The sequence below is a fragment of the [Lactobacillus] rogosae genome (genome assembly GCA_900112995.1).
GTDB classification, from domain to species: domain Bacteria; phylum Bacillota; class Clostridia; order Lachnospirales; family Lachnospiraceae; genus Lachnospira; species Lachnospira rogosae.
Map to the genome: position 1 here is coordinate 126,671 of FONU01000006.1, position 26,276 is coordinate 152,946.

The 26,276-nt window shown below is 36.9% G+C and carries 20 protein-coding genes, 1 pseudogene and 1 CRISPR repeat array; of the genes and pseudogenes, 1 reads left to right on the plus strand and 20 read right to left on the minus strand.

The features are described from left to right. Positions 1-21 precede the first annotated feature (21 nt). Genes BM157_RS02910 through mraZ form a run of 4 tightly spaced genes read right to left on the minus strand, consistent with a single transcriptional unit; the run spans position 22 to position 3,910 of the window. Positions 22-1,932, minus strand: coding sequence for a peptidoglycan D,D-transpeptidase FtsI family protein (locus BM157_RS02910; RefSeq protein ID WP_055174354.1), 1,911 nt, complete (start codon positions 1,930-1,932; stop codon positions 22-24). A 33-nt stretch (positions 1,933-1,965) separates the two neighbouring features. Beyond that, complete coding sequence (locus BM157_RS02915; protein ID WP_090139872.1) at positions 1,966-2,484, minus strand: septum formation initiator family protein; 519 nt, start codon at positions 2,482-2,484, stop codon at positions 1,966-1,968. A gap of 16 nt (positions 2,485-2,500) precedes the next feature. Continuing rightward, entirely contained in the window at positions 2,501-3,436 is a 936-nt protein-coding gene (rsmH, locus tag BM157_RS02920; protein WP_022501395.1) for a 16S rRNA (cytosine(1402)-N(4))-methyltransferase RsmH, read from the minus strand. A gap of 36 nt (positions 3,437-3,472) precedes the next feature. Then, the gene (gene mraZ / locus BM157_RS02925; RefSeq protein ID WP_022501396.1) at positions 3,473-3,910 is read right to left on the minus strand and encodes a division/cell wall cluster transcriptional repressor MraZ; all 438 of its coding nucleotides are present in this window, start codon (positions 3,908-3,910) and stop codon (positions 3,473-3,475) included. A 334-nt stretch (positions 3,911-4,244) separates the two neighbouring features. Between mraZ and ychF the strand changes: the two genes are divergently transcribed. Continuing rightward, a complete protein-coding gene (gene ychF, locus BM157_RS02930) occupies positions 4,245-5,342 on the plus strand; it encodes a redox-regulated ATPase YchF (protein ID WP_022501397.1) in 1,098 nt (365 codons plus the stop codon). Between the two features lie 161 nt (positions 5,343-5,503). On the opposite strand, the gene rpe is transcribed toward ychF, so the two are convergent. From rpe to BM157_RS03010, 16 genes and pseudogenes are all read right to left on the minus strand, one after another. Then, positions 5,504-6,166, minus strand: coding sequence for a ribulose-phosphate 3-epimerase (gene rpe / locus BM157_RS02935; protein WP_090139901.1), 663 nt, complete (start codon positions 6,164-6,166; stop codon positions 5,504-5,506). A gap of 84 nt (positions 6,167-6,250) precedes the next feature. Then, complete coding sequence (gene rsgA, locus BM157_RS02940; RefSeq protein ID WP_022501399.1) at positions 6,251-7,126, minus strand: ribosome small subunit-dependent GTPase A; 876 nt, start codon at positions 7,124-7,126, stop codon at positions 6,251-6,253. 15 nt (positions 7,127-7,141) lie between these two features. Beyond that, a complete protein-coding gene (gene pknB, locus BM157_RS02945; protein WP_090139874.1) occupies positions 7,142-9,136 on the minus strand; it encodes a Stk1 family PASTA domain-containing Ser/Thr kinase in 1,995 nt (664 codons plus the stop codon). 16 nt (positions 9,137-9,152) lie between these two features. After that, on the minus strand, positions 9,153-9,872 hold the full coding sequence (locus BM157_RS02950) for a Stp1/IreP family PP2C-type Ser/Thr phosphatase (protein ID WP_055307057.1): 720 nt from the start codon (positions 9,870-9,872) through the stop codon (positions 9,153-9,155). Between the two features lie 126 nt (positions 9,873-9,998). Next, positions 9,999-11,054: a 23S rRNA (adenine(2503)-C(2))-methyltransferase RlmN gene (gene rlmN / locus BM157_RS02955; protein ID WP_443974929.1), complete on the minus strand. Its 1,056-nt coding sequence runs from the start codon at positions 11,052-11,054 to the stop codon at positions 9,999-10,001. A gap of 50 nt (positions 11,055-11,104) precedes the next feature. After that, on the minus strand, positions 11,105-12,415 hold the full coding sequence (gene rsmB / locus BM157_RS02960; RefSeq protein ID WP_318255781.1) for a 16S rRNA (cytosine(967)-C(5))-methyltransferase RsmB: 1,311 nt from the start codon (positions 12,413-12,415) through the stop codon (positions 11,105-11,107). A gap of 30 nt (positions 12,416-12,445) precedes the next feature. After that, entirely contained in the window at positions 12,446-13,405 is a 960-nt protein-coding gene (fmt, locus tag BM157_RS02965) for a methionyl-tRNA formyltransferase (RefSeq protein WP_055174350.1), read from the minus strand. A 2-nt stretch (positions 13,406-13,407) separates the two neighbouring features. Beyond that, positions 13,408-13,878 (minus strand): peptide deformylase, encoded by a 471-nt coding sequence (def, locus tag BM157_RS02970; protein ID WP_022501405.1) that lies wholly within the window; start codon positions 13,876-13,878, stop codon positions 13,408-13,410. 35 nt (positions 13,879-13,913) lie between these two features. Then, complete coding sequence (gene priA, locus BM157_RS02975) at positions 13,914-16,142, minus strand: replication restart helicase PriA (protein WP_090139882.1); 2,229 nt, start codon at positions 16,140-16,142, stop codon at positions 13,914-13,916. Next, positions 16,132-17,637, minus strand: a complete 1,506-nt coding sequence (locus BM157_RS02980; protein ID WP_022501407.1) for a UDP-N-acetylmuramoyl-L-alanyl-D-glutamate--2,6-diaminopimelate ligase — start codon at positions 17,635-17,637, stop codon at positions 16,132-16,134. Before BM157_RS02980 ends, priA begins: the two co-directional genes overlap by 11 nt. A 25-nt stretch (positions 17,638-17,662) precedes the next feature. Beyond that, positions 17,663-19,333: a formate--tetrahydrofolate ligase gene (locus BM157_RS02985; RefSeq protein WP_090139902.1), complete on the minus strand. Its 1,671-nt coding sequence runs from the start codon at positions 19,331-19,333 to the stop codon at positions 17,663-17,665. Between the two features lie 114 nt (positions 19,334-19,447). Further along, positions 19,448-22,162: an FtsK/SpoIIIE family DNA translocase gene (locus BM157_RS02990; RefSeq protein WP_090139884.1), complete on the minus strand. Its 2,715-nt coding sequence runs from the start codon at positions 22,160-22,162 to the stop codon at positions 19,448-19,450. Positions 22,163-22,296: 134 nt separating this feature from the next. Next, positions 22,297-23,385, minus strand: a complete 1,089-nt coding sequence (gene tnpB / locus BM157_RS02995; protein ID WP_090139886.1) for an IS200/IS605 family element RNA-guided endonuclease TnpB — start codon at positions 23,383-23,385, stop codon at positions 22,297-22,299. A gap of 3 nt (positions 23,386-23,388) precedes the next feature. Beyond that, entirely contained in the window at positions 23,389-23,586 is a 198-nt protein-coding gene (locus tag BM157_RS03000) for a hypothetical protein (RefSeq protein ID WP_090139889.1), read from the minus strand. Between the two features lie 10 nt (positions 23,587-23,596). Continuing rightward, positions 23,597-23,758 (minus strand): annotated as a pseudogene (locus tag BM157_RS13195) (transposase); the annotation flags it as partial. 191 nt (positions 23,759-23,949) lie between these two features. Continuing rightward, positions 23,950-25,542 carry a phospholipase D family protein gene (locus BM157_RS03010; protein ID WP_090139891.1) on the minus strand — a complete coding sequence of 531 codons (1,593 nt, stop codon included), beginning with the start codon at positions 25,540-25,542 and terminating at the stop codon, positions 23,950-23,952. 307 nt (positions 25,543-25,849) lie between these two features. After that, positions 25,850-26,272: a CRISPR direct-repeat array (repeat unit 30 nt; unit sequence ATTTACATTCCACTATGTATCTATTAAAAC). The last annotated feature ends 4 nt before the right edge of the window (positions 26,273-26,276 follow it).

Consider the following 26,276-nt stretch of genomic DNA (forward strand, 5'->3'; position numbering starts at 1 on the left):
TACTTATTATTACTTAACAGCTTAATTAGATGAAGCTGTGCCTGCTGGTATCCCATCAACTGTTAATTCATCAGGACTTGAACTTGTATCCTCATATTCGTCTGAGGCATCCTTGTATACATTCATATATGGAAGAAGCTTTTCAAGTATATTGTGTGTAAGTGTAAGCACATCTGCTGAACTTCCTGATGTTCCTGTAGTTCCATATGGCTCATCAATAACTACATATATTGCAAACTTAGGATTTTCTGCTGGTGCGTGTCCTATAAATGATATAATCCACTTGTTATCCTTTCTATCACCCTTCTGGGCTGTTCCTGTCTTACCAGCAACTGAATATCCTGTAACGCCTGCTTTCTTGGCTGTTCCTTCTTCTACTGTATTCTTAAGATATCTTCTTAAAAGCTTTGATGTTGAAGCTGTAATTGTCTGTCTTACAAGATTAGCCTTATATTCCTTTACAACTTCACCATTGGCTGATTCAATTCTCTTTACAATATGTGGCTGGTAAAGCATACCACCATTAATAATCGAACAATATGCCGCCATCATCTGCATCATATTAACATTAATAGTCTGTCCAAATGAATTACAAGCCGCATCAATAGTTGTCATACGGTCACCATATACGATACCTGTTGTCTCACCTGGAAGATCTATTCCGGTTATCTTTCCAAATCCAAACAATGACTGGTAATATGCAAATCTGCTGTTACCCATCTCAAGTGCAAGATGAATCATATACGGGTTGCAGGAATTCATAAGTGCCTGCTCAACTGTAAGTGAACCATGTGAACCTATTGTACTGAACACATGACACTTTAATTTATAATCAGCTACAGTTTCAAAGCCCTTGCATACATATGTATCCCCATCCTTTACAACACCTTCCTCCAAAGCTGAGGCTACCGTTACTGGTTTAAATGTTGAACCTGGCTCATAACTTTCTGATACACAATAATTAGTCCATAAAGAATACAGGTTATTTCTGTATTCTTCATCAGACATATCTTTAATCTCCTCATCTGTATACATACCAGTTAATTTTCTTGGATCATTAAGATTAAAGGTTGGATAACTAGCCATTCCAAGTATCTCACCATTAGATGGGTCTGCCACTACTACTGCTGTATTCTTTGAAGGCTTTTCTTCATTATATTCTAATATGCATTTCTCAATAATCGACTGTACATTATAATCAAGTGTTGTAACTATATTATTGCCATCAACAGCATTTTTCTGTGTCTCTGTAACCTCAAGACCTTCATCTACATAGCTGTATGTTGTTCCATTAGTACCAGTTAATTCCTCATCATATTGGCTTTCAATTCCAAGCTCACCACCATTAGTGGCACTTGCAAATCCAACAACATCACTTGCAAATGTTCCAAGAGGATATTTTCTTATATAACTGTCCTCAAACCATACACCTTTAATATTCTTTCCCTCAGTTGAGTCTGCCATAAGATTTTTAAAATCAGCTATCTGATCTGTAGTAAGGTTTGATAAAAGCTTCTGATACCTGCTCTGTGAATTCTCACTCACCTTTTGCTCAAGCTCACTTCTGTTTAAATTAAAATATTTACAAAGAGCTGATAATGTAGGTTCTTTATATTCTCCGTCTGAAAGCATAAGCTTGACATCTAATATAAGATTATATACTCTCTCACTGTATGCAAGCACAGTTCCATCACCAGTTAATATCTGACCTCTCTTATAAGGTAGTTCTGTTGATGTATATGTCTGGTGGTCTAACACTGCCTTGGCATATGTCTCTCCGTGTGTATAATTAATTCTGAATACCTGTCCACCTAATGCCATAAGAATTACTACTACCATTACAAGTGCAACCATTCCTTTGGTGTGAACACGTTTAAGCATAACTTTTTTTCTTCTGTACTTATTCTTTTTTAACTGTTCATCGCTTACCATAAGTACCTCTTATTATATTATTTTACCTGAATATTAATTGCTTTCAGGAACATCTTTATACTGCTTTACATATTCGCTCTCTTTAGAATCGTATGTAATAACCTGCTTCTTTTCTGGATACACCATTCCTAATTCATTAACTGCTGTATCATATATAGCATCATAATCTATGCTTGCATTAATATCTGACTCTAATACGTCATTATTCTCCTTTAATGTGCTAAGCTCGCTCTTTAACTCAGCTATCACATCTGAATTAGTCTTAGCTGTTGCCTGAACATTAAGGTACTGATAACATATAAAGAAGACAACTGCAGCAACACTCGCAACTGCAACTGTATACATAAGATTGATCTTATTATTGCGTCTTATCTGCTTCTGTCTCTGCCTTCTTATTTCTCTGTTGATTTCCTTCTGTGTCTGCTGGGATTCATCTGGGGTTTTAAGTGGTTCAGCGATATTTAATTGTCTTACCGCACTACCATATTCATACGGCACTTTGCTTACATTTCTTGAATTTCTTCTGTACTCTGCTCTACTTCTCTTTTCCACTTTACACTACCTCCCATTATACCCTTTCAAATACTCTTAACTTAGAACTCTTTGATCTGCTATTTTCATTAATCTCTTCATCTGTTGGAACTACAGGCTTTCTTGTAATCACCCTGCCCTTCGGTACTTTACCGCACACACACGCAGGAAAGCTTGGTGGACAGGTACAAGGATTCTCGTTATTCCTAAACCTTGTCTTTACTATTCTGTCTTCTAAAGAATGAAATGTTATTATACAAAGTCTTCCTTCTGGCTTAAGCCTGTCAATCATCATATCTATGGAATTCTCTAGCACTTCCAATTCTTTATTAAGTTCAATTCTTATAGCCTGATAAGTTCTCTTAGATGGATGTCCACCTGTCGCCCTTACCTTCATAGGTATAGCTGCCTTTATAATATCGTTAAGCTCAAATGTTGTCTCAATTGGCTTTTCCTGTCTTGCAGCCACTATATGCTTAGCTATATTCTTAGCAAACCTGTCCTCACCATAATCTCTTATTATTCTGTAAAGATCAAATTCGCTGTATTCATTAACAATATCTTTAGCTGTAATCTCCTGTCTTTGATCCATTCTCATATCAAGTGCTGTGTCCACATTATATGTAAACCCTCTGTCAGCCGCATCTAACTGATATGATGAAACACCCAGATCCAGCATAATTCCATCAACTTTATCTATTCCTAACTCATCAAGGACTTTGTCCATATTACAGTAATTATTTCTTACGATTGTAACCCTGTCCATATATGGTTCTAATCTCTTACTTGCTGCCTTTATGGCATCTTCGTCCTGATCTATTCCTATCAATCTTCCACCCTCGGAAAGTCTTCCTGCGATTTCGTATGAATGTCCGCCGCCGCCAAGAGTTCCGTCAACATATATGCCATCGGGTTTAATATTCAATTCATCTACCGTCTCATATAAAAGAACTGACTTATGCTTAAACTCCATACTAATCTCCTTTCCGCCTGCTATATCAGCAATTAATTATATGGTGAATCCCAGACTGTCCATATTCTCTGCGACCTCGTCCATATTGTCATCATAATTGCTTATACTGTCATTCCAGCTTTCTTTACTCCATATCTCTATCCTGCTTCCAACACCTACAAATACTACATCCTTCTGTAACGAAGCAAACTCTCTTAATACAGATGGTATAAGAATTCTTCCCTGCTTGTCTAATTCGACATCTGCTGCTCCTGCAAGAAAGAATCTTGTAAATGTTCTGGCATTCTTATTAGTAAGAGGCAGTGTCTTAAGCTTCTCCTCGAATCTCTGCCACTCTTCATTAGTGTATACAAATAAACAGTTATCAAGTCCCTTAGTGATAATAAAATTATCCCCAAGGCTTTCGCGGAACTTCGCAGGAACGATTATTCTGCCTTTGGCATCTATTGTATGTCCATATTCGCCCATAAACATAGCAATCGTTCCTCCTTTCCCCCACTTGTAACCACTTGCTACCACTTTTCTCCACTTTGAGAACAATTCTATACTGATTTTGTGCAAAATACAAGTGTTTTCCACTAATTTATAAAATTTTTTTAAACTTTTGCACTATATTATGCCCGTAAAATATACAATCATATGTATATACACATAAAAATAGTAATTTTAACACTCACACCATCTGATTGTATGTAATTAGTTGAGCTTTAGGAAAAGATATGTTAAAATACAGGTTGCGTTACTGCGTATATTTACTAAACATAAATCTGCATATGATACACATTTATGTTGGAAATGAGGAGAATATATGAAACTTGGAATAGTTGGTCTTCCTAATGTTGGAAAGAGTACACTTTTTAATTCTTTAACTAAGGCTGGAGCAGAATCAGCCAATTATCCATTCTGTACAATAGACCCTAATGTAGGAATTGTTGCCGTACCAGATGAAAGACTTGATAAGCTTGCAGCACTTTATAATTCAGCAAAGATTACACCTGCCGTTATCGAATTCGTTGATATAGCTGGTCTTGTTAAGGGTGCTTCTAAAGGTGAAGGTCTTGGTAACCAGTTCCTTGCTAATATAAGAGAAGTTGATGCAATCGTTCACGTTGTCAGATGTTTTGAGGACTCTAATATTGTTCACGTTGATGGTTCTGTCAACCCTGTAAGAGATATTGAGACAATCAACCTTGAATTAATCTTTTCTGATATGGAAGTTCTTGAAAGACGTCTTGCTAAGCAGAAGCGTGCTTCCTACAATAATAAGGACATTGCTAAAGAATGTGACCTTATCGAAAGACTTCTTAAGTTCCTTGAGGCTGGTAATCTTGCCAAGAACTTTGAATGTGAAGATGAAGACGAAGAATCATTTATGAGAGAATACAATCTTCTTACAAGCAAACCTGTTATATTTGCTGCAAATGTATCAGAAGATGACCTTGCCGATGATGGTGCTAACAATGAATATGTACAGAGTGTACGTGAATATTCTAAAAAGGATAACTGCGAAGTATTCGTTATATGTGCACAGATTGAACAGGAAATCTCAGAACTTGATGATGATGAAAAGAAAATGTTCTTAGAGGACCTTGGAATTAGTTCTTCTGGTCTTGATAAGCTTATCGCTGCAAGCTACAGAATATTAGGTCTTATAAGTTACTTAACTGCTGGTGAGACAGAGACAAGAGCCTGGACAATAACTAACGGAACTAAAGCTCCTGGTGCTGCAGGTAAAATCCACAGCGATTTCGAGAGAGGCTTTATCAAAGCAGAAGTTGTCAACTATAAGGATTTACTTGACTGTGGCTCTTATACTAAAGCCAAGGAAAAAGGTCTTGTACGTATGGAAGGGAAAGACTATGTTGTTAAAGACGGCGATGTAATATTATTCCGTTTCAACGTATAATAATATTAGTACATTAATAATTATATATTTATAATAATATAAGTTCTACAAGTCAGATAATATAGGATTTGTTCCAACTTCTGAACTTCTGACAAAGAATTATATAAAAGATGGTGGCACGAATTAACGTGTCACCATCTTTTTATCTACAGGACATAATTTTAATATGTGCTCATTATCTCCTTAAATCTCTTAACATTAGCTCCTGCATCATTCTTAAACACAGCCGAACCTGCAACTATTACATTAGCTCCAGCTTCAAGCACTGATACGAGATTTTCTATATTAATTCCACCATCTATCTCAATATCTACGTTATCAAGACCTTTTTCTATAAGCTTTGCTTTAATCTGCTTAACCTTTTCTAATGACTCCGGTATGAACTTCTGTCCGCCAAAGCCAGGATGAACGCTCATAACAAGCACCATATCCACCAATGAAAGATAAGGCTCAATAGCCTTTACTGGTGTCTCTGGATTAAGTGTAATAGCTGCTTTGACACCACATTCCCGTATCTTTTCAATTGTGGCAACAACATCTTCGCACGCCTCAACGTGGACAGTTATTATATCCGCACCACATTTTACAAATTCTTCTATATAACGGATTGGTTCTTCGATCATAAGATGAACATCAAATACTCTGCTTGTACAGCTTCTTATTGATTTGATAACAGGCATACCATAGGAAATGCTTGGAACAAACCTGCCGTCCATGACATCAATATGTATATACTCTGCTCCTGCTTCATCAATTGCTTTAATATCTTTCTCAAGATTTTTAAAATCTGCTGATAATATTGAAGGTGATAATATAGTCATTATATTCCTCATTTCTGTGTAATTAATATTATTTAACCTATACAGCCAGCCCTGGCATATAGATAATCAATTATCGCTAATCTATAATTAATATTTCTTCTTGTTCTTTACCTCGTCATATATCTCTACATAACTTGTATAACGTCTTCTGCTTATTAATCCTGCCTCAACCGCTTCCTTAACCCTGCAGTCAGGCTCATTAATATGAACACAGCCATTAAATCTGCACTGCCCTTCATATTCACTGAATTCCTCAAAATAAAATCTTATCTGTTCCTTTTCAAGTTCTGGAATATTAAGAGATGTAAAGCCCGGCGTGTCGCATATATATGTAGCATCGCTCACATTAAATATCTCCGAATGTCTTGTTGTATGCCTTCCTCTTCCAATCCTGCTCACATCACCAGTTGCACTCACTTCCTGCGGAAGTATAAGATTGGTAAGTGACGACTTGCCAACACCTGATGGTCCAGCTAATATTGTCGTCTTTTTCTCAAGTGTCTTAAGAACTATGTCTATTCCTTTATTATCATAAGTACTTATAAATATGACTTTACAGCCACATTTTTCATATATGTCAGAAAGCTCTTCTAATGTGTCATCTTCTGCCAGATCTATTTTGTTAAACACTACAACTGTAGGCACATTCTGATAATCCATCATCATTATAAATCTGTCCAAAAGATTATAATTAGGTTCTGGTGATTTTACAGCAAATATTACCATAGCCTGATCTATATTCGCAGAAGCTGGTCTTATAAGCTCATTCTTTCTTGGAAGTATCTGTATGATATTACCTGTCATCTTATCGTTATCTATTATATCTATAATAACATTATCCCCGACAAGCGGCTTTATCTTTTTATTCCTGAATATTCCTTTTGCCTTACATTCATATATACCACAGGATTCTATATGGACATAATAAAATCCTGCAATTCCCTTTATTATCTTTCCCTGCATAAGACTTCCTATACTCTAATTGCTTGTATTGCCCGTTCCTGTATTAGAACTGCCATTGCCACTTGATGTATTGCTTCCACTGCTATTGCCCGATGTGTTAGAACCACTATTATTGCCGTTACTATTGCTATTGCCGTTACTGTTGTTATTGCTGTTACTATTACTGCTGCCTGAACCTGATGCTGTAGTAGAAGTTGTTGAGCTTGTATAGTGGCTTACATATATAGTTATAGTTGTTCCAGACTCTACAGTGTCACCACCAGAGTAAGGTGTCTGTGAAGTAACAGTACCATATGATGCCTTAGATGAAGTCTCATATTTTACTGATACCTTAAGCCCGGCTGCCTCGATAGACTGATTGGCAAGGCTTTCTGTCATTCCTATTACATTAGGAACTGTGGCTTTAGTTACCTGCTTTCCACGGCTTACTTCTATTGTAACTGTTGTACCTTCTGTTACTGTTCCAGATGGGCTGTATTTAACAACCTTTCCGGCTTCTACTGTACTGCTGTATACATAATCAACAGAAACGACAAGATTAACATTTTCAATAAGCTCTTTTGCTTCTTCTTCTGTCTTACCCTTTACATTAGGAACTGTGACATTCTTAGTTTCCCTGCCACTGCTTATTGTAAGAACAATCTGTGAGTTCTTCTCAACCTTAGAACCACCTACATTGCCCTGGTTTATTACACTGTTCTCTGCAACTGTATCTGAACTCTGTGTCACGGCTTTATAGCCAAGACCAACTTTATTAAGTGCACTTATTGCATCGTCCTTAGTCATTCCAACTACATATGGTACTGTAACCATATCTGATGCCTTTGAATTGCCAGACACAGCAGTTGTAACCTGATTAGAAGCCTGACTGTTATTGTTAGATGAACTCTTGCCGCTTCCTATAAGCTTTACAACAACAAATATTGTGATAATAAGAATTATAACTGCAATTCCTATACCGATACATTTCATAATAAGCTCTAACTTATCATTACTCTCATCATCAATATCGTTATCATCTTCCTCCTCATCTATATTATCATCAATATCTGCAAATGTATCCTCACCTAATAAGCCGTCATCTTCTTCCTGCTCATCTATATCCTCATCATCTGAATCAGTCTGTGCATAGTTATCATTAACTGATGTATCATACATAGGAGCAAGCTTTACAAAATCGTCCTCCGGCATAACAAGTGACTTCTTTAAATCTACTATAAGGTCATAGGCAGACTGATAACGCCTGTCTGTCTTCTTCTGTGTACATTTAAGAACTATCTTATCAACACTTACTGGTATTCCCTCAACAAGCTGAGATGGTGCTGGTATTGTATCCTGAATATGCTGTACAGCTACTGATACTGCTGTATCTCCGTCAAATGGAACTGTTCCAGTGAGCATTTCAAATAATGTAATACCAAGTGAATATATATCACTTCTCTCATCCGAATAGCCGCCTCTTGCCTGTTCTGGTGATATATAATGTACAGACCCCATAGAAGCTGATGTATTAATTGTTGCTGTTGAAGCTACCTTGGCAATACCGAAATCAGTAACCTTAACCTTGCCCTCTTTAGATATAATTATATTCTGTGGCTTAATATCCCTATGGACAATATTATGTTTATGAGCTGCATCCATACCATTAGCTACCTGTATAGCAATGCTTACAGCCTCTTTATATGGAAGTTTGCCTCTCTTTTCAATATACTTCTTAAGGGTAACTCCCTCAACAAGTTCCATAACTATGTAATATATGCCATTCTCAACACCGACATCATACACATTTACAACATTAGGATTAGTAAGTCCGGCAGCTGACTGGGCCTCAGCCCAGAATTTGCTTACAAATGTCTTATCCTGGCTAAATTCTGACTTCATAACTTTAATTGCAACATATCTGTTAAGCTTGTGGCATTTGGCTTTGTATACATCTGCCATTCCGCCTGTACCAATCTGTTCAATTATCTCATATCTGTCAGCTAAAAACATTCCTTCTCTTAACATCATTAAATTACCTCTCTGCCTATGGTTCAATTAAAATCACTGATATGTTATCTCTGCCACCATTATCATTGGCCCTGCTTACAAGCCTTTCTGCGGCTTCCCTGATATCGTGGCTGCTCTTTATTATATGAAATATCTCCTGGTCTTCTAACATATTAGTCAATCCATCAGAACACATAAGTATCATATCTTCCTTTTTAAGATCAACTGAAAACATCTCGGCTTCGACGGTGTCATAGCCACCTATTGCCCTTGTGATAACATTCTTTTTCTCATGGGTTCTTGCAGCTTTTCTGTCAATTTCGCCCCGCTGTACCATTTCTTCCACCCACGAATGGTCTCTTGTAATCTGGATTATATCTTCTCCGATTACATACAATCTGCTGTCACCCACATTGGCTACTCTTAAAGTATTGTCAAATATGCTGGCTACCACTAATGTAGTTCCCATTCCATTATATTCTTCCGACTCGCCTGCCTTTCTAAGAAGCAGTGTGTTGACAAGCTTAATGTTATTATCTATTGTTGCTAAAGGATCTTTGCCTTCTGACTCTTTTAATAATTCAACAAGCGTTTCAACTGTATATCTTGACGCTGTGTCACCAGCTTTATGTCCTCCCATACCGTCTGCCACAATAAACAGATTAGGCAGACACCCTATATCATCAAGCTTTGCATAGACATAGTCCTGATTGACATTTCTTTCAATTCCTACATCTGTTGTTGCAAATGCGTTCATTTCATTCTCCATCCATTCTTTAATGTATCAGTTTTACTATTAATGAATAGTATCCCATATCAATATATATTATCATACCAGCTATAAAAATGCGACATATTTCAGCCACTTTTTATGCAGCTGGCTCTATATGGCAGAATTCTCATCTATATGATTCTGCCTCAACTGTCCACAGGCACCGTCTATATCGCGCCCCATCTCACGTCTGACAGTCGCATTAATTCCTTTTCTTTCAAGCATATCCCTAAAATTCTTTATAGAATTCTTCTCTGACTGCTCATAATCTCTTTCCTTAATCGGATTAACCGGTATCATATTAATATGACAGTTAAGCCCTTTTACAAGCTCTATAAGCTCATTGGCACATTCTTTAGTATCATTAACGCCCTTAACCAGACTATATTCAAATGATATTCTTCGTCCTGTCTTATCAAGATAATACCTGCACGCATCCATAATCTCTGCTATGCTGTATTTATTAGCAATAGGCATCATAGTCTTTCTTAACTCATCATTAGGTGCGTGAAGCGATATTGCAAGTGTTATCTGTAACTTAAGATCTGCCAGTTCTTTTATCTTAGGCACAATTCCACAGGTTGATACTGTTATATTTCTCTGGCTTATATTAAGTCCTCTTTCACTGTTAAGCAGTTCTATGAATTTAATAACATTATCGTAATTATCCATAGGCTCACCAGAACCCATTATAACAACATTGCTTACTCTCTCATTAGTATCCCTGCTTATTCTGTATATCTGGTCAAGCATTTCTGATGGTGAAAGATTTCTTACACATCCATTAAGAGTTGATGCGCAGAAACGACAGCCCATTTTGCAGCCGACCTGTGATGAAATACATACCGAATTGCCGTGATGATACTTCATAAATACACTTTCTATAAGATTGCCGTCATAAAGCTCAAAAAGGTACTTTCTAGTGCCGTCTATCCTTGACTCCTGCATTTTTACAATCTTAAGACTTGTATACAAGGTATCTTCCTTTAAAGTATCCTTAAGCTTATCGGAAATATTGGTCATCTCATCATAACTTTCTGCCAGTTTCTCGTGCATCCACGAATATAACTGGGCAGCTCTGAATTTCTTTTCATTAATACTCTCGACATATTGTACAAGTTCATTGTAATTCAATGATTTTATATCAGTCTTATGCGGCATAGCCATACTCCATTCCATTTATCTGTTATTTCTTAAATATATTTACATTCCCCTGTTTAATTCTTAATAAGACGAGCGACAAAGAAACCGTCCATTCCTGAATTATTGGCAGGAAGCAGCTGATGATACTCTCCGTCTTTCGTAAAGCCTAATTCTTTACATATCCAGTCGGCATTATCCTCATTTTCTGCCCTGTTAATTGTACAAGTGCTATACATTAACACTCCACCACTCTTAACATAGCGTGATACAACCTTTAAAATATCTCTTTGAAGATCTACAAGTGACTGCAATTTTTCAGGCGAAGCATTATATTTTATATCCGGCTTTCTTCCTATTATCCCAAGACCTGAACAAGGAAGGTCAGCTATAACAATATCAGCTTTATTAATCAGACTTTCATCACAATCAAGTGCATCATATACCTGTGTCTGTATATTAGTGATATTAAGCCTCTTAATATTCTCATCAATAAGTGCAACCTTGTAATCTGACAAATCTCTGGCGATTACCCTGCCGCAATCCCCCTGTTCTGACATCTTAAGTGCGGCATTAATTGACTTTCCGCCCGGTGCACCGCATACGTCAACTATTGTATCTCCCGCTTTTGGTGCTGTGTATTCACCTGCAAGCATTGAGCTGATATCCTGAATCTGATACATACCATCCTGAAAGCTTTTAAGCCCTGCGATATAATCATAATCGGATATCTCATACGCATATGGTATATTCTCTACTTCTTTTACTGTCACATTCTCACGCTGAAGAAGTTCTTTAATCTGTTCCCTGGAAGCCTTTGATGTATTACATCTTATATATGTCTTCTTCTCACACTTCATACCCTCAAGCACGGATTTAACAGTATCTATTGACATCTGCCCTGACCACAGCTCAATTATCCACATTGGCATAGAATACTTAACAGACAGATATTCATATGGACTTTTATTATAATCTGGATATTCAATATTGTCTTTATTGCGTGATATATTTCTTAACACACCATTAACAAAACCCTTAAGCCCCGCAAATCCCCTCTTTACAGCAAGCTTGACAGCCTCATTACAAGCTGCACTATCAGGCACATTATCCATATATATTATCTGATATACACCCATTCTTACAATTCTTCTTATAACAGGCTTCATCTTCTTAACTGGTGTCTTTGAATACTTGTTAATAATATAATCTAATTCTATCTGGCTCTCTATAATGCCTAAAGACAGCTTATTGATAAATGATCTTTTACTCTTATCAAGATACTGGTACTTTAAAAGTGCATTGTTGATTATTATATGTGAAAATTCATTGTTACTCTCTATTTCTTCCAAAATATCGAGTACAACCGCTCTTAAATTAACTTCCATACAGATTATTCTCCATTATAATATAACTAATTACCCTAATGCAGTCCCTTCTTCAACGTGGCTTCCAAGAAGAAAGGCATCTGTTGACATTCTCTTCTTACCCTCAAGCTGAAGTTCATTAACCTTAAGATAATCTTTTCCGCATTTTATAATAAATGTCTTCTTATCTACATAACATACTGTTCCAGCTTCACATTCCTTTGAAACATTATTGTTATTTATAATATCATCACTGTCATTCACAACATCTGCATCCCATATTTTTAACATTTTGCCATTAAGATGTGTAAATGCACTTGGCCAGGGATTAAGTCCTCTTATAAGGCACTCAATCTGTCTGGCACTCTTAGTAAAATCAAGCTCTCCCATTGACTTTTTAAGCATTTTGACATATGAGCTTTCAGCTTCGTTCTGCTTTTCTGGTATAATGCTTCCAGTCTCAAGTCCTTCAAGTGTCTTAATAAGAAGCTTAGCACCAACTATGCTTAATCTGTCAAAAAGGCTTCCGCCTGTCTCTTTCTTATCAAGTTTAACCTTATCTACCAAAAGAATATCTCCTGTATCAAGCCCCTCATCCATCTTCATAGTCGTAACACCGGAATACTCACATCCGTCTATTACTGCCCACTGGATTGGAGAGGCTCCCCTGTACTTAGGAAGCAGTGAAGCGTGTACATTAATACATCCAAGACGTGGCATATCAATAATACTCTTAGGCAATAGCTGTCCAAATGCAACAACAACAAACACATCTGCATTATATTTTCTTAATTCTTCAACAAATGCTTCATCTCTTGCTCTTTCTGGCTGAAGAACCTGTATATTATTCTTAACAGCTTCTTCCTTAACAGGTGAAAATACAAGCTCCTTGCTTCTTCCCTTTGGCTTGTCCGGCTGTGTCACAACAGCCACTACATCATACTGGTTATCAATAAGTTCCTTTAATGTCCCAACTGCAAAGTCAGGAGTTCCCATAAATACAACCTTCAATATTAATCTTCCTCCGTTTCAGTTTCCATAAGTGGACCTTCTGCCTTATCAACATACATTACTCCGTCAAGATGATCAATCTCGTGTAAAAGACATCTTGCAAGAAGTTCTTCACCCTCAACGATAATCTCTTCCATATCTTCATTAAGTGCCTTAACCTTGGCATAAGATGGTCTTGTCACGATACCAACCTTACCCGGAACACTAAGACAGCCCTCCTGTCCTGTCTGTGAACCACTTGTCTCAAGAACTACAGGGTTAATAAGCACTATTGGATCATCACCACAGTCAATTACTACTAATCTCTTTCTTATTCCTACCTGTGGAGCTGCAAGTCCAACTCCATTAGCCTCATACATTGTTTCAAACATATCATCAATAAGTTCCTGTATTCTAGGTGTCATCTCAGTTATTTCTTTTGCTTCTTTTCTTAATATCTCATCACCTAATGTTCTTATATTTCTGATTGCCATAACTTCCTCCATAATCAAATAACATATGCGTATGTTTAATTAACATCATATGCAATGTTAATATTCTTGTAATCTGAACTTCCATTAATATTATTATCCAGCATATCCATAATTAGTTCAAGTGCTTTAAAGCTTGAACTTCTTAAATATATCTGCTTCGTGTATATATCTTTAATCTTGTATATAGAAGCATTTGATGGACCAAGTACTATAATCTTGTCATCTTTAACAGTATTGTTATCCTGAATATACTGCTGTATCAAAGCTTTAATATTTCCTGCACGCTCTGATAACAGCTTCTCATTAATACTGCTTATGTTAATCTTTACCATATTATTAACAGGTGGATATGAAAGCAGCTTCCTGTAAGACATTTCCTGCTCATAAAAACTCTTATAATTCTGCTCCGCCGCACATAACAAGCCATAATTATCAGGTGAATATGTCTGTATTACAACTTCACCCTTTCTTTCTCCTCGTCCAGCTCTTCCTGCCGCCTGTGTTATAAGCTGGAATGTACGCTCAACAGCCTTATAATCACTTGCATACAAGGATATATCTGCCGCTACGACTCCGACAAGAGTAACCTTTGGGAAATCGTGTCCCTTTACTATCATCTGCGTGCCTATAAGTATATCTGCCTGTTCTGTCGCAAATGCACTTAATATATTCTCGTGTCCGTCTTTGCCTTTGGTTGTATCCATATCCATTCTTAATACCCTTGCCGCAGGAAACATCTTCTTAACTGCATCCTCTACAGCCTCTGTTCCTGCCTTAAAGCCAAGAATATACTTAGAACCACATTCAGGGCATAACGATACATTAGGAGTCTCGTATCCACAATAATGACATACAAGCTTTCCATTCCTGTGAAGTGTCATAGATACATCACAATGCGGACATTTCATAACATAGCCGCACGATCTGCACGAAACAAATCCGGCAGTTCCCCTTTTATTAAGAAACAGCATTATCTGTTCGTGTTTATTAAGCCTGTCACTGATAAGCTCATACAGCTTTCTTGAAAATATTGTCCTGTTACCTGTCTTTAACTCCTGTCTCATATCAGCTATATATACCTGTGGCAGGCTTGCCTCTCCTGCCCTGTTATTAAGCTCTATAAGCTTATACTCGCCTGCTTCTGCCCTGTAATAGCTGTCAATTGACGGTGTTGCAGAGCCTAGTATAACAGAAGCTCCCACCTCCTTTGCAATATGTATTGCAAGGTCTTTGGCGTGATATCTTGGGACTTGCTCTGATATATACGCACCCTCGTGTTCCTCATCTATAACAATAAGTCCAAGATTAGGAAACTGTGTAAACAATGCCGATCTTGGACCTATCATAATACTTATTTCACCTTTAAGTGCTCTTACGAACTGGTCATATCTCTCACCTTTTGACATTCTTGAATTAATAATAGACACTTTATCCCCAAATCTGTGATAAAATCTCTGAACAGTCTGAAATGTAAGTGCTATCTCAGGTATAAGCATTATAACCTGCCGTCCGGAATTAATAGTATGTTCAATAACATCAAGATACACTTCTGTCTTTCCGCTTCCGGTTACTCCTCGTATAAGATATGTATTGAACGCTCTATTATCATAATCCTCCACTATTGTATCAACGGCTCTTTGCTGTTCCTCGTTAAGCACAACCTTTTTATTAAAAATGTGCTTATCAGACACAGGATTTCTATAGTAACTTTCAACCTTGACATTTATAATTCCGTCTGCTTCAAGTGCCTTTACTGTTGCTGGCGAAATATTAAGCTTGTCTTTTACTATCTCCATATCAATAACAGGTTCATCAATAAGTGCACACATAAGCCTGTACTTAGCTTTCGCTTTTTTCTCATATATGCTTATAAGTTCTTGTGCCTTTTTAGTATCAACCAAAAGGCAGACAGACTTTTTCTGCTTATGTCCGACCTCGTCCTTAACAGGAATAACCGTCTTTAATGCCTGATTCATAGTACAGCCATAATGCCGTTTCAGCCACGCTGCAAGCTTTATCATACTTTTAGCGACATTTACTTTTCCTGTAACAACACTGTCAATGCTCTTTATCTTATCAACAGGATATGATGGCTTATCAGTTAAACCAATTACATATCCTGTTATAATTCTGTTACCTTTTCCAAAAGGCACTCTTACAGATGTTCCGATATCAACACTACCATCCATATCATCAGGCACAGCATATTGGAATGTCTTATCAAGCTGTTCGTGTGAAATATCTATTATTATATCAGCGTACATTTTTCTCCTTTAATTCTTCAAGAACTTCTGATATAAGAACACGTTCGTCCATAGGATATTTAACGCCTTTTATCTCCTGATAATCTTCGTGTCCCTTACCTGCAAGCACGATAATATCTCCAGGTTCACCATTCTCAATAGCATATTTAATAGCTTCTTTTCTGTCTGCAATATCAATATGCTTACCTGTAGTCCTGTTAATTCCAGTCTTAATATCTTCCATAATAGCAAGAGGCTCTTCAAATCTTGGATTATCAGATGTTATAATCGTAAGGTCTGCTAATCTTCCAGACACTTCACCCATCTCAAATCTTCTCTCTTTAGAGCGGTTGCCACCACAGCCAAACAGGCATACAAGTCTATGTGGATTGTACTCTTTAAGTGTCTTTAAAATACTCTCTAAGGACATCGCATTATGAGCATAATCAATCATAAGAGTAAACTTATCAGATACTGGAACAAGCTCTATTCTTCCTTTAACCTTTACATCTTTCAATACATTTTCAACAATAGCATTATCCACATTAAAATGTCTTGTAACAGCTATTGCACACAATGAATTATATACTGAGAACATTCCCGGAAGTGAAAGTTCCACATCCATATTGACAAGACCACTACACTTATAAGTAAGACCTATCTTTCCTCTCTCATGGAACAACTTGATATCACTTGCCTTTATGTCTGCATCTTCTGATATGCCATACTTCTCAACACTGCATACAGAGTCTCTTAATATATCAGCTGTATGCTTATCATCTGCATTGACTATTCCTGTCTTGCACTGCTTAAAAAGCTTAGCCTTACATTCAAGGTACTCCTCAAATGAAGCGTGCTCATTAGGACCGATATGATCAGGCTCAAGATTAGTAAATACTCCGATGTCAAATACAATACCTGCAGTTCTGTCAAGCTTTAAGCCCTGTGAGGATACCTCCATAACTACTGCCTTACATCCCTCATCAACCATTTTCCTGAAGGTTTTATGAATCTGTATTGACTCAGGTGTTGTATTGCAGGACGGAACAGCCTCATCTCCTATAACTGTCTCGATAGTTCCGATAAGACCTGTCTTTATTCCACACGCACAAAGAACATTCTTTATCATATAAGTTGTAGTTGTCTTACCCTTAGTTCCTGTAATTCCAATTGTAAACAACTTCTTATCAGGATTGCCGTAAAATGCTGCTGACATAAGTGCAAGGGCAAGTCTTGTATTATCACATTCTATAACTGCTGCCGGTATCTTCTCTGTATTATACTGTGATCCCTTCTGTACAACTATTACAGCCGCCTTATCCTTAACCTGCTCTATATATTTATGTCCATCGCTTACCGAACCAACTATGCAGACAAAGATACCTCCGTCTGTTACTTTTCTTGAGTCAGAAGCAATACCTGTAACAGTTGTATTAATATCACCATTAACAACTGTATATTCAAAATGTTCTACTTCATTAGCTCTGCATATATCCAAAATATCTTTTAACTGCATAACTGCTCCTTTCTTTTCAAGACACCTAGAATAATCCTGTTATCTTCTCATTCTCTTCATCATAATCAATGCCTTCTGCCGCTGGCACTTTAGGAAGTCCTGGCATAGTAAGAACTTTTCCTGTAAGTGCTACAACAAAGCCTGCACCAGCATCAACATACACTTCTCTAATATTAATTGTAAAACCTTCTGGTCTTCCTAACTTAGATGCATCATCAGACAAAGAATACTGTGTCTTAGCCATACATACAGGAAGATTTCCAAAGCCCATCTGTGTAATATGGTCAAGTTCCTTCTTAGCCTTAGAATCATATGTAACACCATCTGCTCCATATATTTCTTTAGCTATTGTCATAATCTTATCCTCTAATGGAAGTTCATCTTCATATAAAGGCTTAAAATCGCTCTTCTTATCAAATGAAGCAAGCACCTTATCTGCAAGTTCTATTCCGCCTGCTCCGCCGTCTGCCCATACATTAGATAATGCAAATTCACAGCCTAATTCTTCACAGTGCTTCTTTATGAATTCATATTCTTCCTCTGTATCTGTCACAAATGAGTTGAGTGTAACAACTACAGGTACACCATACTTGTGAATATTCTCAATATGTTTATCAAGGTTTACTATACCATTCTTTAAAGCTTCCATATCTGGCTTTGATAATTCCTGCTTAGGAACTCCACCATTATATTTTAATGCCTTAACAGTAGCTACAATAACAACTGCATCAGGCTTAAGTCCAGCCTTTCTGCACTTAATATCAAAGAACTTCTCAGCTCCAAGATCTGCACCGAAACCAGCCTCAGTAACAGCAATATCTGCCAGCTTTAAAGCAAGCTTTGTTGCTCTTACAGAATTACATCCGTGTGCAATATTGGCAAATGGTCCACCGTGTACAAGCACAGGTGTATTCTCTAGTGTCTGAATCATATTAGGCTTTATTGCATCTTTTAATAAAGCTGCCATAGCTCCTGTTGCCTTTAAATCCTTGGCTGTAACAGGATCTCCTGCATAATTATATGCAACAATTATCTTGTCAATTCTTTCCTTTAAATCTTTCATATCCTCAGCAAGACAGAGTATAGCCATAATCTCTGAGGCTACTGTAATTATAAAATGATCTTCTCTTGTAACACCATTAGGCTTGTCACCAAGTCCGATTACGATATTCCTAAGAGTTCTATCATTCATATCCATACATCTCTTCCATACAATCCTCTTAGTATCTATTCCAAGAGCATTACCCTGATGTATATGATTATCAAGCATTGCTGCAAGAAGGTTGTTAGCTGATGTTATCGCGTGGAAATCACCAGTAAAATGCAAATTAAGATCTTCCATAGGAACAGCCTGTGCGTATCCGCCGCCGGCAGCTCCTCCCTTTATGCCAAAGCAAGGTCCTAATGATGGTTCTCTTAATGCAGCAATTGCACTTATTCCTTTCTGGTTAAGTGCTTCTGTGAGTCCAAGACTTATTGTAGTCTTTCCCTCACCTGCCGGAGTTGGATTGATAGCTGTAATAAGAACAAGCTTTCCATCTTCGTTATTCTCTACTCTGTGGATAAGCTCATCTGATAACTTAGCCTTATACTTTCCATACATTTCAAGTTCGTCTTCTGTTACTCCAACCTTTGCCGCAACATCTTTAATATTCTCTAAATGTGCTTCCTGTGCTATCTGAATATCGCTCTTAATTTCCATAATTTCATCCTTTCCCGCAGCGTAATTATAATGACAGGACTAATGCCCTGACTATGATACTTATGCTACTACATATATCATATATAATCTATTTTGTACATATATTCATTATATATTTTTAATAAATTCTTCAAATTCCTCTGCTGTCATAAGCACCTTCCTTGGCTTAGTGCCAATCTCTGGTCCTACAACACCGGCATCTGCTAACTGGTCCATTATTCGTCCTGCCCTGTTGAAGCCAATCTTAAACTGTCTTTGTAACATTCCAATTGAACCTCTCTCTTTCTCAATAACAAAACGTCCTGCATCTGCAAATAATGAATCTCTGTCATCCTGCTGTTCTGCTGCCTGTCCACCGGCTTTTGAAGCTATGGCAGTCTCAGTTATGCTCTCATCGTAATTAACCTCGCCTGACATATTATCTTTAAGGAACTGCACAACCTTTGACACTTCTTCATCTGACACAAATGCTCCCTGAACCCTGATTGGCTTAGGTATATTAGATGGGAAGTATAACATATCGCCTTTACCTAACAGCTTTTCTGCACCATTCATATCAAGTATAGTTCTTGAGTCAACACCCGATGACACGGAAAATGCTATTCTTGACGGTACATTTGCCTTAATAAGTCCAGTTATTACATTAACCGATGGACGCTGTGTTGCTATAACCATATGGATACCTGCCGCTCTTGCAAGCTGTGCAAGCCTGCATATTGCATCTTCGACCTCTCCTGGTGCTACCATCATAAGATCTGCAAGCTCATCAATAATTATAACTATCTCTGGCAGCTTTTCAACAGGAATTTCACCTTCTTTGAATTCCATCTTTGCAGCTATGTCATTATAGCCCTTAAGATTACGTGCACCAACACCTGCAAACTTCTTATATCTTGTATTCATCTCATTGACTGCCCAGTTAAGAGCACCTGCCGCCTTCTTAGGCTCTGTCACAACCGGAAGCAGCAAATGTGGTATTCCATTATATATGCTTAACTCAACAACCTTAGGGTCAACCATAATAAGCTTTACTTCATCAGGGCGTGCCTTATATAAAATACTCATTATAATTGTGTTAATACATACTGATTTACCTGAACCAGTAGCTCCTGCAATAAGAAGGTGAGGCATTCTTGCTATATCTGCAACAATGGTCTTTCCTGCTATATCCTTACCTGCTGCAAATGCAATCTTTGACGAAGTATTCTTAAATGTATCAGTTTCTATTAGCTCTCTTAAGAATACACTGCCTGCCTCTTTATTAGGAACTTCTATTCCTATGGCTGATTTGCCTGGAATAGGTGCTTCTATTCTTATATCTGCTGCCGCAAGGCTTAACTTAATATCATCTGCTAAAGATACTATCCTGCTTACCTTAACACCAAGCTCAGGCTTTAATTCGTATCTTGTTACTGATGGTCCGCAGCTTATATCTGTAATATCGACCTTAACACCAAAGTTCTGCAATGTCTGCTTTAATGTGATTGCTGTATCCCTGTTCTCACGCTCAAGATTAGAAGCTTTCGAATTAGTATTGCGGTTAAGCAGGCTGACTGGCGGGAACTTATACTGCTTAGAACTTTCAGCCGATGAATCAGCTGTATTTTCTGCATATGAATTGACTATATTTTCTGTACCTGAATTTGCTTTATCTTCTATATCTGTATTCGCTGTGCTTTGTATAATTTCACCTAAACCATTATCTTCTGATTTATACATATCATCTGAGCCGTCAGCAGCATTCTTGATGATATTGTCCTCAGCATTGTCCTGATGTGTGCTTATATTTTCCTCTGACGCACTATCCACATGCAGCTCCCATACTGGTTCTCTGCTTATACGAGGCATAGGTGTAATCAGCGGATCGTATATATCATCACTATACATATCATCTTCATTATCCACAGCCTCTATCTCTGTTATATCTATATCTGAACCTTCATTCCTGTTATCGTCATATATTGTAAGGTCATTAGTAACACCCCTGACAACATTATTCATACGTGATTTAGCAGGGGCTTCTTCTCTTGCTTCTTCCTGTAACATTCTTACACGATTGGAATGTTCCTTATATTCTGAATAATCTTTTCTTGCCTCACTTACTATCCTCTCTCCGCCATTACGGATACCTTTGATAAATGATTTCTCTGTAATAACGATTATACAGATAATAGCAAGAATTATAAGTATAACTAAAGAACCTGCCATACCCAGTGGATTTAACATCTTACATAATATTCCTCCAAACAGGCCGCCTCCAGTCTTATACTCTGAACAATATGTAAAATATGTACCAACCGGCTCTTTTATATCCGGCACATTAGTAACTCTCTGCCACAAAGCTGCCGCAATAACCGACAATACATATGCCATAGCTGCTTTAATCTTCATAACTCCGATAATATCTTTATTGGCAAGCATAAACATAATACTTACAGCTATAATCACCGGAACTATATAAGCAGCAATTCCAAATAATCCAAACATAAACCATTTAATTGAACGCCCAACAATTCCTGCCATATTAAAATTACTGAGCAGGAGGATAATTGCACACGCTAAAGCTATTAAAAAAACTATCTCATCCCTTAGCTGGTTATTCATCTGCGATGAATTGCTTCCTGTATTCCTTGAAGATGAGCTTTGGGAACCAGAACCCCTTGCATTAGGGCTTTTCGTGCCATTTCCTTTGTAATTAGAGCTTTTCTTAGTTGTATTGCTATTTCCTGAATATGAAGTTTTACCTGATTTGCTGTTAGACGTCGTCTTTCTTTTGGTACTGCTGGTCTTCTTGCCTGTACTTTTACTTCTGCCTGAAGCCATATATCTAACTCCTCCATATACTACTAGTGAACTACCACTAAGCTAAAGCTTACTGGCTTCTTGCTTCAACGTCCTCGTAACCTACTAACTCCACAAGCGTAACTTCGGGCTGAACCATCCCTAGTTGTATTTTGTTATGCAGAGAGTAGTCTGAGTCCCTCTGCTAATATATTCTGACTTGCATTGAGGTCTCTATCATGTTTTGTCCCACATACAGGACACGACCATATTCTTATTGCAAGATTTTTTACATCTGTATTCTTATATCCACAGCACCCACACAACTGACTGCTCGCATAGAATGTATCGACCTTTATATACTGACGATTGTTCCATTCAGCCTTGTATTCCAATTGTCGTGTTAGTTCATACCATGAACAGTCTGCTATTGATTTTGCAAGGTTGTGATTTTTTATCATATTGGATATTGCCAGATTTTCACTTACTATCACTTGGTTATCGTTGATTAGTTTATGTGAGATTCTATGCAGTTTATCTTTTCTAATATTTGTAATTCTTTCATGGCATCCTGCTATCTTTCGTTTCATTTTATGGAAATTGGCACTGCCTTTTTCCTTATGTGCAAGCTGACGTTGTAATTTTACCAACTGTTTTTCGTATTTCTTTAATGTCTTAGGATTTTCAAACTTATCTCCATTTGATGCGGTACATAAATCTTTAATTCCTAAATCCAGTCCAACCTTATTATCAGTATGTGGAAGTTCGATATGCTCTGTTTCTACAAGTATTGACACATAATACTTTCCACTGGGTACTTGAGAAATCGTAACGCTTTTGATTGTTCCAACAAAACTACGATGCTGTTTTATCCTTACATATCCAATCTTAGGTAACTTTATGCATTTCCCAACAATCGCAACTGAACCTTTCTGATTGTTTGTTGTATAGGCTTTGTGGTTGTTCTTTTTGCTCTTGTATTTAGGAAAACCCACTGATTTATCACGAAAAAAATTGCGATATGCACTCTGTAAATTCATCTGTGCATTGGCAAGTGCTAATGAATCCACTTCTTTCAGCCATGGAAATTCCGATTTATACTTTGCAGGAGTAACAGACAAAGATTTACCTGTTTCCTCGTAACAGGCTATCTTTTCAGCAAGCATGCGATTATATACAAAACGCACACAACCGAAAGTCCTGGCAAAATATTCTCTTTGTTCTTTGTTTGGATATAATCGGAATTTATATGCTTTCTGAACCATAGCTTATCCTTTCTCTGAAAGTTCTTTTTCCAGTTCTAAAATCCGTTCCATCATACCAATGATATATGGTGGGGGAGTACGTCTTTCGTGCTCCCAATCCTGTAATGCTGCTGTAGGTATGCCAATATAATTTATCCATAAGCATACCGCCTTTCTTAATATACTTATATTATAAGGTATTGCCACATAATAGTCGACCATAATTTTACATTTACCCTTGGTTTTCGATATATTCCTTTAGAATTTTTTCACTGACATTTCCAACTGAACATACAAAATATCAATCCATCCAAAAGGTATGTTCTTTCCAAAAGCATTTAGAAAGATAAGTATTATATTTCTTCCAGATATGATAAGTGGTATAGCTTTTCATAGTTCTGTAATAAGTATTTACTATGATTTTTTGATTTCCATTCGCCCATGACAAATCTCCTTTATTTGATTTATCGGTAACGGACGATTGTTTTAGAACAATCTGTCTATGACTGACGCATTCATCCACTCAGCTAAAGCTAACTGGATTTCTGCTAAATTGTTTTAAAGGTGTAAATGCTTTAATATATGCTAAAATAGATATCTTGCCCACAAAGCAAAATTCTTTATGAGCTTCATCTGACGTTCTCTATATGATGATAACTCTACCGGCTTTACGTTATATGGATTATCATAGCTTCCATCTTTATCAGCCTTTCTTGCTACCCTTTCATAGCCCTCCATTGACTGATTCAACTCTCTGTTAATATCCTTGCTATCTATCACAAGCATAAGCTCTGTATCCAGATAAGCACTTCTCATATCTATGTTAAATGAGCCTATAACTGATATGTTATCATCAATCAGTACTGACTTACCATGGTATGAATAACCGCCTTCATATTCCCATACATCAATCCCTGTACCAAGTATCCTGTTCTTATTAACATAATAATCTGCAGAACCAAATGGATTGCCATTGTTAGCAACTGAATTCGTCATAAGTGATACATCACCCACTGTGTCACAAACCGACTTTAGCCCTTCATACATATAATCGTTGCATATAATATAAGGTGTATGCAGCTTAACTCTGCTTTCAGCCTTCTTCATAAGTTCAACAAGCTGATACCATACATATGGTTTCTTTGATGAATATTCTATGGGATTACTCAAAAGTGCTACATTATTCACTTCATAAGCATCTTTAAACATATCCTTATAAACACTTTTCCCAAGACCTTTATAAATACCATTATCTGTATTGTCTTCACAATAGTCTGCATATAATGAATGAAGTTCTTCCCTGGCTGCTGCCACTTTCTTCTTAGCTGCCAGCTTGTTTTTCTTATCTGTGATTCTGGAACTGTCCACCGAATTATTATGTGAATATGTATTCTCTACACAATAATTATATTCATTTTTCTCTGATATTGTAAAATATGTGTCTGTATCCGTAAGCGCATTTACCCCATTGATAAAAGCCTTACTTTCTTTATAATTCCATACTTTCCCAAAATACGAGAGAATATCGTTAACAGAACTATTCTCATCTGGATTCTCGCAATACACCAACGCATCTCTGTCATAATTCTTATATGGCGAGCTGCTTCCTAAAAAATATGAAAATGTGTTTCTTCCACCTATTATATAACTGCTTCTATCAGCTATAAGATACTTATCATGAAGTCTTCCCATAGATTTCCATGGTGCAAACGGATTGACCTTATTATATATCTTAATGCTTGTTCCTTCTCCAGCTGCCAACGCTTCAAAATAAGGATTACCATTCATACGGAGAAATCCAGATACTCCATCAACTATTACATTTACCGATACTCCACGTTCTGAAGCATCTAGAAGCGCACCAAGAATAAGCTTTCCACTATCATCTGCCCTGAAATCAAAGGTTGATAATATAATCTCATCCCTAGCGTTGCTTATCAGCTTAATACGCTCAAGCAGTGCATCTCCATTATCTTCTATAACTTCCGCCATTTCCGGCTCTGTTCTTGTCTTCCATATATTATCAACAGACAGCTCTTCTTTGTCCTCTTCCGTCAATACTGGCTGTTTATGATATGTAATAAGCGCACAACCAACTATGGCAATCACAATAATAAGTAGTATAGCAAGTATTATTAAGAATACTTTTATCACTTTCTTTAATCTATTTATACGCATATACTTTTTCCCTTTTTAATTATATAATCATCTGGAACTATATCTTATTGTATAAGCTGCAAAACGTGCAACATCTTGTATTCTATCAGTATATACTGTTTATTGCAAGATTAGTTGTGATTTCTTTATATATTCTTTATGCGTTTTATTTTTTTATTTTGATGCAATCTCAATGATTCATAGGAACTATTAATTAACCTCGACAGCTAGATAACTACCCAAAAACTTGACATAGGGATTTTATACTCTTTTTACAATCAAAAGAGATTAATTCATGGGTATATATCTTTAATTCATTATCAGAAAAATTTATATTCCACTATGTATCTATTAAAACGATTCCCATAGTAATAGCCATGAGAGAAAGACCAATATTTACATTCCACTATGTATCTATTAAAACCTATGACCGATGCCGTCCTGCTCATCAAAATAGTTATTTGCATTCCACTATGTATCTATTAAAACCTGCGGTGCGCATTACACAATCACAATCACTGACATTTACATTCCACTATGTATCTATTAAAACTGGTCTGTAGAGCTGGGCAGACCAACACTTGAAAAGATTTACATTCCACTATGTATCTATTAAAACCAAGTCTTCATCTGGTATCTTATAAGTCTTATTTTTATTTACATTCCACTATGTATCTATTAAAACGAGGTCAGCACCGGCGGCATATTCAGAGCCATATGTATTTACATTCCACTATGTATCTATTAAAACAAAA

Coding starts and splice junctions, on each gene's coding strand:
- BM157_RS02910 (WP_055174354.1), bottom strand. CDS start 1,932: ATGGTAAGCGATGAACAGTTAAAAAAGAATAAGTACAGAAGAAAAAAA.
- rsmH (WP_022501395.1), bottom strand. CDS start 3,436: ATGGAGTTTAAGCATAAGTCAGTTCTTTTATATGAGACGGTAGATGAA.
- mraZ (WP_022501396.1), bottom strand. CDS start 3,910: ATGTTTATGGGCGAATATGGACATACAATAGATGCCAAAGGCAGAATA.
- ychF (WP_022501397.1), top strand. CDS start 4,245: ATGAAACTTGGAATAGTTGGTCTTCCTAATGTTGGAAAGAGTACACTT.
- rsgA (WP_022501399.1), bottom strand. CDS start 7,126: ATGCAGGGAAAGATAATAAAGGGAATTGCAGGATTTTATTATGTCCAT.
- pknB (WP_090139874.1), bottom strand. CDS start 9,136: ATGATGTTAAGAGAAGGAATGTTTTTAGCTGACAGATATGAGATAATT.
- BM157_RS02950 (WP_055307057.1), bottom strand. CDS start 9,872: ATGAACGCATTTGCAACAACAGATGTAGGAATTGAAAGAAATGTCAAT.
- rlmN (WP_443974929.1), bottom strand. CDS start 11,054: ATGGCTATGCCGCATAAGACTGATATAAAATCATTGAATTACAATGAA.
- rsmB (WP_318255781.1), bottom strand. CDS start 12,415: ATGGAAGTTAATTTAAGAGCGGTTGTACTCGATATTTTGGAAGAAATA.
- def (WP_022501405.1), bottom strand. CDS start 13,878: ATGGCAATCAGAAATATAAGAACATTAGGTGATGAGATATTAAGAAAA.
- priA (WP_090139882.1), bottom strand. CDS start 16,142: ATGTACGCTGATATAATAATAGATATTTCACACGAACAGCTTGATAAG.
- BM157_RS02980 (WP_022501407.1), bottom strand. CDS start 17,637: ATGCAGTTAAAAGATATTTTGGATATATGCAGAGCTAATGAAGTAGAA.
- BM157_RS02990 (WP_090139884.1), bottom strand. CDS start 22,162: ATGGCTTCAGGCAGAAGTAAAAGTACAGGCAAGAAGACCAGCAGTACC.
- tnpB (WP_090139886.1), bottom strand. CDS start 23,385: ATGGTTCAGAAAGCATATAAATTCCGATTATATCCAAACAAAGAACAA.
- BM157_RS03000 (WP_090139889.1), bottom strand. CDS start 23,586: ATGGTCGACTATTATGTGGCAATACCTTATAATATAAGTATATTAAGA.
- BM157_RS03010 (WP_090139891.1), bottom strand. CDS start 25,542: ATGCGTATAAATAGATTAAAGAAAGTGATAAAAGTATTCTTAATAATA.